Source organism: Pseudomonas sp. NPDC088414 (assembly GCF_044753325.1).
GTDB lineage: Bacteria > Pseudomonadota > Gammaproteobacteria > Pseudomonadales > Pseudomonadaceae > Aquipseudomonas.
In genome coordinates this window covers 1-12,378 of record NZ_JBIVMY010000039.1, presented here as the reverse complement: position 1 = coordinate 12,378, position 12,378 = coordinate 1, and the positions used below count along the sequence as shown (strand labels likewise).

General features: G+C 61.9%; 11 protein-coding genes. 3 read left to right on the top strand and 8 right to left on the bottom strand.

Translation table 11 applies throughout. The features are described from left to right. Positions 1-13 precede the first annotated feature (13 nt). The 8 genes from ACIP8I_RS23950 to ACIP8I_RS23915 form a co-directional block, all read right to left on the bottom strand. Positions 14-820 carry a DUF4892 domain-containing protein gene (locus ACIP8I_RS23950; protein ID WP_400764391.1) on the bottom strand — a complete coding sequence of 269 codons (807 nt, stop codon included), beginning with the start codon at positions 818-820 and terminating at the stop codon, positions 14-16. A gap of 115 nt (positions 821-935) precedes the next feature. Further along, positions 936-1,790: an alpha/beta hydrolase gene (locus ACIP8I_RS23945; RefSeq protein WP_400764390.1), complete on the bottom strand. Its 855-nt coding sequence runs from the start codon at positions 1,788-1,790 to the stop codon at positions 936-938. Continuing rightward, complete coding sequence (locus ACIP8I_RS23940) at positions 1,787-2,593, bottom strand: alpha/beta fold hydrolase (RefSeq protein ID WP_400764389.1); 807 nt, start codon at positions 2,591-2,593, stop codon at positions 1,787-1,789. Before ACIP8I_RS23940 ends, ACIP8I_RS23945 begins: the two co-directional genes overlap by 4 nt. Before the next feature lie 197 nt (positions 2,594-2,790). After that, a complete protein-coding gene (locus ACIP8I_RS23935) occupies positions 2,791-3,234 on the bottom strand; it encodes a hotdog fold thioesterase (protein WP_400764388.1) in 444 nt (147 codons plus the stop codon). Between the two features lie 31 nt (positions 3,235-3,265). After that, positions 3,266-4,921 (bottom strand): AMP-binding protein, encoded by a 1,656-nt coding sequence (locus tag ACIP8I_RS23930; protein WP_400764387.1) that lies wholly within the window; start codon positions 4,919-4,921, stop codon positions 3,266-3,268. A gap of 201 nt (positions 4,922-5,122) precedes the next feature. After that, positions 5,123-5,575, bottom strand: a complete 453-nt coding sequence (sixA, locus tag ACIP8I_RS23925; RefSeq protein WP_400764385.1) for a phosphohistidine phosphatase SixA — start codon at positions 5,573-5,575, stop codon at positions 5,123-5,125. Further along, positions 5,572-5,919, bottom strand: a complete 348-nt coding sequence (locus ACIP8I_RS23920) for a DUF4389 domain-containing protein (protein WP_007968953.1) — start codon at positions 5,917-5,919, stop codon at positions 5,572-5,574. The genes sixA and ACIP8I_RS23920 overlap by 4 nt, the downstream gene beginning before the upstream one ends. Before the next feature lie 18 nt (positions 5,920-5,937). Further along, a complete protein-coding gene (locus tag ACIP8I_RS23915; protein WP_007968955.1) occupies positions 5,938-6,963 on the bottom strand; it encodes an NAD(P)H-dependent glycerol-3-phosphate dehydrogenase in 1,026 nt (341 codons plus the stop codon). Positions 6,964-7,159: 196 nt separating this feature from the next. Here ACIP8I_RS23915 and ACIP8I_RS23910 point away from each other — a divergent pair, with 196 nt between their 5' ends. Genes ACIP8I_RS23910 through ACIP8I_RS23900 form a run of 3 tightly spaced genes read left to right on the top strand, consistent with a single transcriptional unit; the run spans position 7,160 to position 12,118 of the window. Next, positions 7,160-9,283 (top strand): TonB-dependent receptor plug domain-containing protein, encoded by a 2,124-nt coding sequence (locus tag ACIP8I_RS23910; protein ID WP_400764384.1) that lies wholly within the window; start codon positions 7,160-7,162, stop codon positions 9,281-9,283. A gap of 1 nt (position 9,284) precedes the next feature. Beyond that, positions 9,285-10,217 carry an ABC transporter substrate-binding protein gene (locus ACIP8I_RS23905; protein WP_400764382.1) on the top strand — a complete coding sequence of 311 codons (933 nt, stop codon included), beginning with the start codon at positions 9,285-9,287 and terminating at the stop codon, positions 10,215-10,217. Next, the gene (locus ACIP8I_RS23900; protein WP_400764381.1) at positions 10,214-12,118 is read left to right on the top strand and encodes an ATP-binding protein; all 1,905 of its coding nucleotides are present in this window, start codon (positions 10,214-10,216) and stop codon (positions 12,116-12,118) included. The genes ACIP8I_RS23905 and ACIP8I_RS23900 overlap by 4 nt, the downstream gene beginning before the upstream one ends. The last annotated feature ends 260 nt before the right edge of the window (positions 12,119-12,378 follow it).

Sequence of the window (12,378 nt, the reverse complement as noted above, 5' to 3'; positions counted from 1 at the left end):
CGCCCGATGCAGCCTACCGCAACAGATCGATGCGCAGGCCAGGGCCGTCGGCACTGCCCGCCTCCATCCGCGCCGCCCGCACACCCTGACCGATCAGCGCCTGACGCCAGGCCTCGGCCTTGGGTCCGGCAATCGTCACGCGCTGCGTGGTGTCGAGGTTCAAGCCACGGGAAATCAGTCGTAGCCAGGTGTCATCCGGATCCCCGGTCAGCTTGGGAAAGTCCAGTTCACCGGTGCTTTTGAGCTGTCGCAACAGCGTGGCCGAGGTCGGCAGCAACTCGCCCAGCGGCGCGCCCGCTTCGAACTGTTCGACATGCAGGTAGGCTTTGCGATTGCCGCGGGTGATGCTGTAGAGCGCCACCAAGGTGTTGTCCTTTGGTGCGGCCAGACGCAACAGCAGATAGGCCTGTTGCTCGTCGGCACCGTACAGCTTGGAGTTGCCGAACACTTCATTGGCCCACAGGCTGCTTTCGCCACAATCGCGGGCCTGGCACCAGAACAGCAACTCGGCGTCCTGCTTTTGCAGGGCTTCGCGGGCGGCGGTGAAGGCTTCGGTGGCGGAATGCTCAGGCGGCAACTCGTAGGTGACCGAAGTGGTCTGGCCGCGCGCCGTGACCTGGCCGTCAAAGCGCAACTGGCCGCTGATCTTGCGGATCGAGCCCAGCGGGTAGATCCGTTCAAGCTCCACAGGAGGGCGATAATCGACGATCTGCGCATCGGCCAGACGCGGCACGATCTGCAGATCCTGGCTGCCGGGCACGTCGGCGGCGAACGAAACGGAACTGAAACAGCACAGCGCCAACAGACTGAGTGACCGCATAGTCAGGCTCATCGGATCGGCATGGCTTGGCGGGTCGGGGGCGCAGCGGTATAGAAATCCATCGTGTTTGTCTCCCATTTCAACCCGCCCAGCCTCGACAGTTGCCCGGTGCAAGTCAAGGAATGGCGAAGAAGCGATTGAAACAGTCTGCGACAAGGTCGGCACCGGACTCCTCGTTCAGGTGCAAATGATGCCCGCCCGCCAGCTGTTCCTGGCTAAAGGGTAGACGCTCCAGCAACTCCGGATGTTTGGCCAGCATGCCGTCGACGGCCACTACCAATTGCGCCGGGCAGGTGACACGCTGAACGAAGGCCATCGCCTGCTCCTGGGTCAGGCGCAACGGCGACGGCAGTGTCAGGCGATTGTCGGTGCGCCAGGTATAACCGCCGGGCACCGGCATCAGGCCGCGCTGCGCCAGCAGTTCCGCGGCTTCGCGACTGACCGCCACCAGCCCCTTCATCCGCGCTTCGATGGCACGATCAAGGGTGTTGTAGACCGGCTTGCGCTTCTCGCGCAAATCCAGCTGCGCTTGCAGGGCCATGCCCATACGCTCGGCGGCATTTTCGCCTTTGTCTGTAGGAGGAATCACCCCGTCGATCAACGCCAGGTGGCTGATGCGCTCCGGCAACGACCCGGCCAGCACCAGCGAAACGATCGCGCCCATCGAATGCCCGAGCAGGCCGAAGCGCTTCCAGCCCAATTGCTCGGCGACCTGCAACACGTCGTGCGCGTAGTCCCACAGCGCATAACCGGCGCCGTTGGGCCGATGCCCGGAATGCCCATGCCCGGCCATGTCCAGCGCGATAATGCGCAAGCCTTTGAGCTTGGGCGCCAGGCGCGCAAAGCTGTTGGCGTTGTCGAGCCAGCCATGCAGGGCGATCACCGGCTGACCGTCCTCGGGCCCGAACAAATGCGCGGCCAGTTCGATATGCGGCAGGCTCAGGCGCACTTCTTCGAAGATCGGGCTCATGCGCAGTCCTTCTGTTGGCGGCGCTCCCAGCGCGTAAACAGCTCTTTGAGCAGGCGCGCCGTGTCTTGCGGACGTTCCAGCGGAAACATGTGCCCGCCAGGCATGCTCAGGGCTTCACCCTGCGGCAGGCGCCCGACGAATCGGCTGTGATGACGCATGACCACCCGGCTCTTGTGGCCACGCACCACGGCCAGCGGCACCTGCAATTGGCGTGTGCGGCCCGGACTGGTGTGCGGCACGCCGCGGTAGATACTGATTTCGGTGGCCGGATCGAAACGCAGACGCAACTTGTCGCCGACCGTATGCAGCCCGTGCTGCAGATAGGCATCGAAGCATTCCGGATCGAAACCGCGGAACAGGGTCTTGCCGGCAAAATAGCTGCGCGCCGTGTCGAGATCGGCGAACTCTTCGCGTCGCCCCAACGTACGTCCGGCCGGGGTCAGTCTGTCGATGAACCCGAAGCGCTTCGCCGCGCGGATCACCCACTGGTCAGTGCGAGTCAGCACCGGCGAATCGAGCATCACCACGCCGCGATACAGCTCAGGGCAACGCAACGCCGCGTGCAGGTGCAACACGCCACCAAACGAATGGCCGACGCCCCAGACCGGTTGATCCTGCTGCTGCAAATGGTGGATCAGTTCGTCGACCAGGTTGTACCAATTGTCGTCCGCCGGGAAACGCGGGTCATGGGCATGCTGATCCAGATGCGCAACCCGGTACTCGGGCGCCAGCGCCGCGAACAACTTGCCATAGGTGCCCGAGGGAAACCCGTTGGCGTGGGCGAAAAAGATCGGTTGCGACATGCGGGCTTATCCATGAACGGGAAACGTGATGTTGATTGTCCGTAAGACCACGATCGGCAGCAATGACCATAACTGCCAGAAAGGGTGGTGGAGATGTCGCGAAAAGCAAAAGATCGCCGCCTGCGCCAGCTCCTGCATTGAAATACGATTCCATGTAGGAGCTGGCGCAGCCTGCGATCTTTTGCTCTTATGGATCATCACCGCGCCGGCGGCTGCTCGCCCAATGGCACCACTGCCATGGTCAAACGCGACACACAACTGGCCTTGCCTTCATCGCTGATCAGACGGATGTCCCAGACATGCGTGGTGCGACCGATGTGAATCGGTTTGGCCACTGCGCTCACCCGCCCGCTGCGCAAACCGCGCAAATGGTTGGCATTGATCTCCAGCCCAACGCAGTAGAACTTGCTGGCATCGATGCACAGGTAACTGGCCATCGAACCGACGGTTTCCGCCAGCACCACCGAGGCGCCGCCGTGCAGCAGACCGTAAGGCTGGTGGGTGCGGTGGTCGATGACCATGCTCGCCGTCAGCGATTCCTCGTCAAAAGACTCGAAACGGATATCCAGCACTTCGCCGATGGTGTTTTTCTGGATTGCGTTCAACTGCTCGATGTTTGGAGTGGTGCGCCACAATGTCATCGCAGGCTTCCTTTGTTGTTTTGATCGTCAGTCAATCCTGCCACAGCACCGCCTCGCTGCGCGCGCTCCATTCCTCAAAACGCGCGCCATAGGTGTCTTCGATGACATTACGCTTGATCTTCAAGGTCGGCGTGAGAAAGCCGTTTTCCACCGCCCAGCTGTCCTTGACCACCACCAGCCGCCGCAGCCGTTCATGCTTGTCGAGCACGGCGTTGACCTCTTCCAGCAGTTTTTCCAGGCTCGAATGCAGACTGGCCCGCTCCTCGTCCTGATTGACGGTGGAGAGCACGCACAAGCCCAGCGGCGCACTCAAACCATCGCCGACCACACAGACCTGCTCGATCCGCGAATGCACTGCCAGACGGTTTTCAATCGGCGCCGGGGCCACGTATTTGCCTTTGCTGGTCTTGAAGATTTCCTTGAGCCGCCCGGTCAGGCGCAAGCGCCCCTCGGCGTCCTGTTCGCCCTTGTCGCCGGTACGCAGAAAACCGTCCTCGGTGAGGGTTTCGGCGGTTTTCTGCGGTTCCTTGAAATAGCCGAGCATGTTCGCCTGACTGCGCACCAGCACCTCGCCGGACTCATCGATGCGCACCTCGACCTCCGGGCACGGCTTGCCGATCCAGCCCTGTTTGTACTGGCCTGGTAGACAGATGTGCGAGTAACCACAACTCTCGGTCATGCCATACACCTCCAGCACATCGAGGCCAAGCTTCTGATACCAACTGAGCAAGGTCTGCGGCACCGGCGCCGCACCGGACAGGGCAACGCGCAAGGCATCAAGGCCCAGTCCGGCCAGCACCTTGTGCCCGACCCGTTTGCCAATGAATGGCAGGCCGAGCAGGAAATCCAGGCGCTTGGCGGGGATCTTGCCGTACACGCCCATCTGGAATTTGGTCCAGATCCGCGGCACGCCGAACATCGCGGTGGGTCGTGCCCGTTGCAGGTCGGTGATGAAGGTGTCGAGGCTTTCGGCAAAAAACACGGTTTGCCCGGTGTAGATCGAGGCCAGCTCAACGAACATCCGTTCAGCGACATGGCACAGAGGCAGGTACGACAGCAGCCGGTCTTGCTCGTTAAGCCCGAACAGTTGCGTGCCGCGAGTCGTGGCGAACCCCAGATTGGCAAAGCTGTGCATCACGCCTTTGGGCGACCCGGTGGTGCCGGAGGTGTAGATGATGGTTGCCAGTTGTTCGCCTGCCGGGCGCGGATCGTCCCGGATCGGCGAGCTTTTCTGCAAGTCGTCCCAGCTGAAATCAAACTCGCCGGGCGGATGCAGCGGCAGGCTGATGGTGGGCATGTCCGCCGGTATCCCGGCGGACATGCCCGGCCAGTCATCGAGTTTGCCGATGAACGCCAGCACACTTTCCGAATGCGTCAGCACCTGATTCACCGAGTCGGCGGTGAGGTTGGGATACAGCGGCACCGAGACGTGCCCGGCCATCCAGATCGCCAGATCGGCAATGATCCAGTGCGCGCAGTTTTTCGAGATCAGCGCGATGTGGCTGCCTTGCGGCAATTCCCGGGCGCGCAGCCAATGCGCGGCGCAACGGGCCTGATGACCGGCATCGGCCCAGGTCAGGGTCTCGACCTGTCCGCCACCAATGGGTTGCACCAGAAAGCGTTGGCGCGGGTGCCGGGCCTCACGTTCGTAGAACACGTCCAGCGGCAAACGGAATGCGGCAGACATGCGACTCGCTCCTGTTTTTTGGGTCTGGAGCAAGCGTAGTCAACCAAGCAAGTGCTTGGTTGGAAAATTCGAACAAATAATTTCGGCCGCACGAAGAACCTGTAGGAGTGAGCCTGCTCGCGATAGCGGTGTATCAGTCAACCTCCATTTCGGCTGACAGGGCCTCATCGCGAGCAGGCTCACTCCTACAAAGGAATGGTGTTACGGGTGCTTGAGGCTGTTGAGGGTCATCGAGCCAATCAGCAATTCAGGGCTTTCCAGCTCGGCAAGGCCAGCGGTACTGACCTTCTCCGGCGGATACCCGGCACCATGCTGCAGATAACTCAACAGATTGCCCACCAACGGGTTATGGCTGACCAGCAGCACATTGCTCACCGACACCAGTTGATCGGTGACCTTGTCCGGATCGGTTTCAGGGGTCAGCCACTCGACGGTACGAATCCCCGGCTCGAACCCCAGCGCCTCGCGAACAATCTGCGCAGTCTGTTGCGCACGCAGATAAGGGCTGGCGTAGATCGCCGTCAGCGGCTGGCCGATCAGCCGGGCCGCACTCTTCAAGGCTTCTTGACGACCGTGCTCGGTCAACGCCCGCTCGGAGTCGGGGCACGAGCCGTAAGGCACGGCCTCGCCGTGACGCAACACCCAGAGTTTCATAGCTTGGGCTCCTCATCGCGGGCCGGATGCGGCGCTGGCGGCACGGCGTGCGGTGCTTCACCTTCCGGGGCGCGCGGGGTTGGCCAGTCGGCGAACGGCCAGGGTTTCTGGTCGCTGTGAAAGCTGCCGAAGCGGCCGATCTGCGCGAGGAACTGGCTCAGACTGTCGCCGAAGTTCATCAGGCTGGCGCTCGGCGCGCCGTAAATCAAACGATAGATCAGTTGCACCAGCACCACCGCGCCGAGGATGAACTGCGCCACTTGCCAGACCAGCACATAGACGATCATCCACAGCACCCGCAGGAGGATGGATTCGTACTTGGCTTCGGTTTTCGGATCGTTCATGGCTCGCTTCCTGTTGAATCAGTTGAAACCGCTGGTGGAAATAAAGTCGACGTCGGTTTTCGGCTCGGCCCGCATCAGTAGACCGATCACCTGCTCCAGCGTGCGCCCTTCAAACAGGATCGCATGCAGCCCGGCGACCAGCGGCATGTACACGCCAACCTCCTGGGACTTGGCCTTGAGCACCTTCAGGGTGTTGACCCCTTCGGCCACTTCGCCCAGGCGCGACACCGCTTCATCGAGGCTCAGGCCCTGACCCAAGGCAAACCCGACCTGATAGTTGCGGCTCTTCGGCGACGAACACGTCACGATCAAATCGCCGACCCCGGCCAGACCGAGGAAGGTCATCGGGTTGGCGCCCTGATTCACCGCAAAACGGGTCATCTCGGCCAGGGCGCGCGTGATCAGCATGCTCTTGGTGTTCTCGCCCATCTCCAGCGCCACCGCCATGCCGGCGATGATCGCGTAGACGTTTTTCAACGCCCCGCCCAGCTCGACACCGAAGCGGTCGGCACTGGCGTAAACGCGGAAGGTGCGACCATGCAGCGCAGCCTGCACTTGTTTGCACAACTCTTCGTCTTCGCTGGCGACCACGGTGGCGGTCAGCGCGTGCTCGGCGATCTCCCGCGCCAGGTTCGGCCCGGACAGCACGCCAATGCGCGCTTGCGGAGCGATCTCTTCGAGGATCTGGCTCATCAGTTTGAAGGTGTGGGCTTCGATGCCCTTGGTCAGGCTGACCAGCATCTTGCCGCTCAGGCGCTCGGCGTGGGCAGCCAGCACCGTGCGCAACGCGCTCGACGGCAGCGCGACGAAGCACAGCTCGCAGGCATCGAGGGTGGCCTGCAGGTCAGTGACCGCAGTCACTCCCGGCAGAATCTTGATGCCTTTGAGGTAACGCGGGTTCTCGCGGTTGACCCGGATGGCCTCGGCCTGCTCGGGGTCACGCATCCACTGCCGGACTTGATGGCCGTTCTCGGCCAATAGATTGGCCACGGCGGTACCAAAACTTCCGCCTCCCAGGACCGCAATCGGGCGCTGTTCAGTCATATGCAATCCGTTAATCCATACCAGTGGCGATGCCGGCATTATACGGGGCGACCGGAGCGCGGCCAGCCCCCGCGTCAATTACCGACACTTGTAGGAAGAAGACCAATAAAGCCGAGGAAAATGCCAGCATCGTGACTGGAAAAGTCACTGTCCTCGGTTAACATGCGCGCCAATTCTCTGTGATCAAGGCTGTGTCGTGTCTCTTGGCTCTCCCCCTTCGCGTTCGTCGTTGCTGCTGGCGCTGTTGTTCAGCCCGGTGTTGCAGGCGGACGACCTGTTCGTCGACAGCGAAGCACTGCCGCAGGTGCTGACGGCTACGCGCCTGAAGCAGACGCCGGCGGAAGTGCCGGGGAGCATGACCGTACTCGACAGCGAATTGATCAACGCCAGCGGTGCCCGCGACATCAGCGAACTGCTGCGCCTGGTGCCGGGGATGATGGTCGGCAACATCAGCGGCAATCAGGCGGCGGTCAATTACCACGGGACCAATGCCAGCGAAGCGCGGCGCATGCAGGTGCTGATCGATGGCCGCTCGGTGTACCGCGCAGGCCTGGCCACGGTGGACTGGAGCGATATTCCGGTGGCCATGGAAGACATCGAGCGCATCGAGGTTTTCCGTGGGCCGAACACCGTCAGCTACGGCGCCAACGCACTGATGGCGGTGGTCAACATCATCACCCGCAACCCGGCAGACAGCCACGGCACGCGCCTGAAGTACACCCGTGGCCAGCGCGGCATCAACGACTTCTATGCCAGCCAGGGCACCGGCTGGAACGGCGGTGATCTGCGCCTGTCGCTGTCCGGCCAGGAGGACGACGGCTTCGACAGCGACCGCACCGGCGCCGATTATCGCGACAGCCGTCGCTTGAACCGCTTCAGTCTCGCCGTCAGCCAGACCCTGAGCGACAACCAGAGCCTCGACTGGCAGGTCAACGCCAAGGACGGCAGCAACCAGCGGCCCTACACCTACCGTCCGGTGTTCTCGGGGATTACCGCTGCCGGGAACAATTCCGACGTGGTCGCCAAGGATTACGCCGGCTCGGTGCGCTGGAATCTCGACATCAACCCCGAACACAGCCTTTATATACAAGGCTCGGCCCAGCATTGGGATCGCCAGCAGGTGTGGCGCGCCTGCGATGCCGAAGTGTCGTTCAGCCCGCAACTGACCCAGCTGTGGCAACTCAACCCGAACTACACCGAACGCCTGGCGCGCAACATCAACCGCTTCACCGGCCCCGGTCCGGAAGCCGGAACGCCGCAGGAAATGGCCCTGGCCAATCAGGTGCTGGATCAATGGCGCAACGGTGCCAGCCAGACCCTGTGCGGCGACATCGATCAAAGCGCCCGCGAGTCGCGCTACGACCTCGAATTGCAGGACACCCTCAGTCTGTCCGACAGCCTGCGACTGGTCAGCGGCATGAACTATCGTTACGACCGGGCCGACTCCGAGACCTACTTCAACGGCACGCTGGACGACACCACCTGGCGCGCGTTCGGCCAACTGGAGTGGCGCGCCAGTGAACATTGGCTGCTACAGGGCGGCGCGATGTTCGAAAACACTCAACTGATCGGCAGCTCGCTGACGCCAAGATTCGCCGTCAACTATCTGATCAACCCGCGCCATGGCCTGCGCGCCGTGTACTCGGAGGCGATCCGTTCGCCGGACATGTTCGAGAACAACGTCAACTGGAGCTATCAGGTGAGCAACCTGCGCCCCTCGGCCTACGGTCAGTCTTCGGCGCGCTACTTCGTCAAGACCCGTGGCCCGGGTGATCTCGATCAGGAACACATGCGCTCGCGCGAACTGGGCTACAACGGCTATTTCGCCGAGCTGGGGCTGGCTGTGGACGTGAAGCTGTTCTACGACGAAATCACCGGGATGATCAGCGAGCCGCTGCGCAACAACCAGTACATCGCCAGCAACGCCAACAGCTCGCGTTTTCGCGGCACAGAAACCCAGCTCGACTGGCGCCTGAGCCTGATCGATCGCTTGCGCCTGACCTATGCCTACGTCGATGCCGAGGCGAGCAATCCGCTGGATCAGCAATTCACCTCGCGCAACAGCGGTTCTGCCGGCTGGCTGCGCGATTGGGGCCACGGCTGGAACAGCGCCCTGTTCTATTACGGCGACAACGCGCTCAACGGCTACCGCTTCGAACGGGTCGACACGCGCATCGCCAAACGCATCCCGCTGGGCAAGGCGCAACTGCAATTGGCCGGCGTGCTGCAACAGCGGCTCGACAACGAACCGACCACTTTCGTCGACAACAATTACGACGAACGCCGGGTGCTGTACTTCAGCGCCGAGTTGGAGTTCTAGGGTGCGCTACGGCACGCTGAACAAGACGCCAACCCTTGGCCACTGGCTGGCCGGTGTCTGTCTGTTTTTGACCGCGTGGCTGCACGGCGTGGCGGTGCAAGCGGCCGACATTCTGTTGACCGGCGCCGAAGAAAGCCCTGGCGTGCAGGCCTTCGTCCAGGCATTAAGCGAGCTACGCCCCACTGACAACGTGCGGTTCCAGCCGTTGGCCAGCCTGCCGACGCCGGGCAAGTTGCCGAGCAACCTGCGGATGATTCTGCTCGACCTGCCCAGCCTCGACTGGCGTCTGCAGGAATCCCAGGGGCCGGCGACGCTGGTGTTGCGCATCAGCCGATTGCAAGCGCGGCAACGCCTGGGTGGCGCACAACCGCCGCACTTGAGTCTGCTGTGGAGCGACCCGCCGTTGGGGCGGCAACTGCAACTGATTCGGCGGATTCTGCCGCAGGTGCGGCGGGTCGGCGTGCTGTTCGATCAGCACAGCGAATTTCTGCTCAAGGAGCTGCACCACGCCGCAGAACCGCTGAATCTGCAAATCGTCAGCCAGCGTTGGGACAACACCCAGGACAGTCGCCCGTTGCAAAGCGTGCTGAGAAACAGTGATGTGTTGCTGGGCCTCGACGATCCCGATCTGTACAACCCGAAAACCGCAAAAAACCTGCTGCTGAGCAGTTACTCCCGGCAGGTGGCGCTGGTCGGGCCGAACGCGGCGTTCGTGCGCGCAGGGAGCCTCGCCAGCACTTACAGCGATCAGCCTGACTGGCTGGCGATCCTCGACCAATTGCTGGATCGCCCGCCGGCAACGTGGCCGCGCACGCTCTACCCCGATCGTTTCAAAGTTTCAAGTAATGCGCAGGTCGCTCGTTCACTGGGTATCGAGCCAATCGATGAAGTGTCTGTTGCCCGCCAGTTGGCTGAAGGAGAAAGCCACCCATGAATCTGCGTCGCCGCTGGGACATCAACACCCGCACGCAATTGATCAGCCTCGGCCCGGCCTTGCTGCTCACGCTGCTGCTGATCAGTTTCTTTACCTTCGTACGAATTCAGGATTTACGGCAGGAGCTCAATCACACCGGGCAACTGATCGCCAACCAACTGGCGCCCGCCACCGAATACGGAGTGATTTCCGGCAACAACGAAGTGCTGGAAAGCCTGCTCAAAGCGACCCTGGCCACACCGAACGTGCGCTTTCTGGAAGTGCAGGACAGCGCCAACCGGATTCTCGCCTACGTTGAGCAAGCCGCCGACGCGCACAACCGCCCGCATCAGGTCGAGGTGTTCCAGGCCCCGGTGCGCCTGCAACGGATCGCCCTCAACAGCGATTTTTTCCACGACGCCAAAGCCAGCAACAACGTGACCAGCGAGGACTATCTGGGCCGGGTGATCGTCGGTCTGTCCAACGATGCCTTCAGTCAGCGCCAACAGGAAATTCTGCTCAAGGCCGGGATCCTGGCGTTGTTCGCCCTGCTCTTCACGTTTGTTCTGGCGCGGCGCCTGGCCGGCAGCCTGTCGGCGCCGATCCGCGATATCGGCAACGCGGTCAAGGCGATTCAGCAAGGCGACTACAAGACCCCGCTGCCGATCGTCGATGACACCGAACTGGGCGCGCTGTCGCAACACATCAACAACCTCGCCCAGGCACTGGAGCAGGCCAGCCGCGAACAGCACCAGGCGATGGCGCAACTGATCCAGACCCGCGAGGAAGCGGAAAAGGCCAACAACGCCAAATCCGATTTTCTGGCGATGATGAGCCACGAACTGCGCACCCCCATGAACGGTGTGCTGGGCATGTTGCAGTTGCTCGAAACCACGGACATGACCGAGGAGCAGATCGAGTACGCGGCGCTCGCTTCCGAGTCCACCGAACACCTGCTGAAAGTCATCAATGACATTCTCGACTTCTCGCGGATCGAACGCTCGGAGCTGGAGCTTGAGCACATTCCATTCAACCTCGCCGACCTGATCGGCGCGTGTGCCCAGTCGTTCCAGCACAGCGCGGTGCAGCGTGGCCTGGACCTGAACCTGCGGATCCCCGAGGACATGCGCGACTTGCAGGTGCAGGGCGATCCGACGCGGATCCGGCAGATTCTGGTCAATCTGGTGGGCAATGCCTTGAAGTTCACCGAGCGTGGCCGGGTCAGCATCGAGGCGCAGTGGCAGTCGCTGGACCACGAGTTGCTGTGGTTCACCTGCTCGGTGCGCGACAGCGGCATCGGCATCTCCCCGGAAAGTCTGGAGTTGATGTTCAATGCGTTCCAGCAGGCCGACAGTTCGATTTCCCGACGCTATGGCGGCACCGGTCTCGGTTTACCGATCGCCCGCACCCTGGCCGAACGCATGGGCGGGACGTTGCGCGCGCAAAGCGAAGAAGGCCTGGGGTCGGTGTTCACCCTGGAAATCCCGCTGGCCTTATATAAACAGACGCTGCCGCAGCTGGCGCCCCCGCGCGCGGGCAACGGCAATGGGCATGGTGAAGGGCGCAATGTGTTGCTGGTGGAGGACAATCCGGTCAACCAGACGGTCATCGAAGCGATGCTGCGCAGCCTTGGGTTTACCGTCAACGTCGCCACCGATGGCGCGCAAGCGGTGCGCAGTGCTGAAGGCAATGCTTTCGAAGTGATTCTGATGGACTGCCGGCTGCCGATCATCGACGGTTACGAGGCGACCCGGCAGATCCGCCAACTGCCCGGACGCGGCGAGGTGCCGATCATCGCGCTGACCGCCAATGCTTTGCAGGGCGACCGTGAAACCTGTCTTGCGGCGGGCATGAACGATTACCTGGCGAAGCCGTTCAAACGCAATGACCTACAACAGATTCTGCAGCGCTGGGTCCAGTAGTGACGGTTTTTCGACCATCTGCGACTGGCGTGAAAAGCGAAAGTGCGGCAGTCTTAGGCACCCGAACAAGCCTCAAAAGAGGCTTGAATAAAAATTTCAGTGCACAAGTGTACATTCATGTCCTTGGTGCTGTGACTTTCACCACAACGCAATAGTCTATGAGTAGGCTGCCGGTACGAGGCATGAACGCGTCGATCGGCCGGGAAGTTTTGCCCCACCTGCCGCATGGGATTATTTAGGAGCTCGCATGACCTAACAAA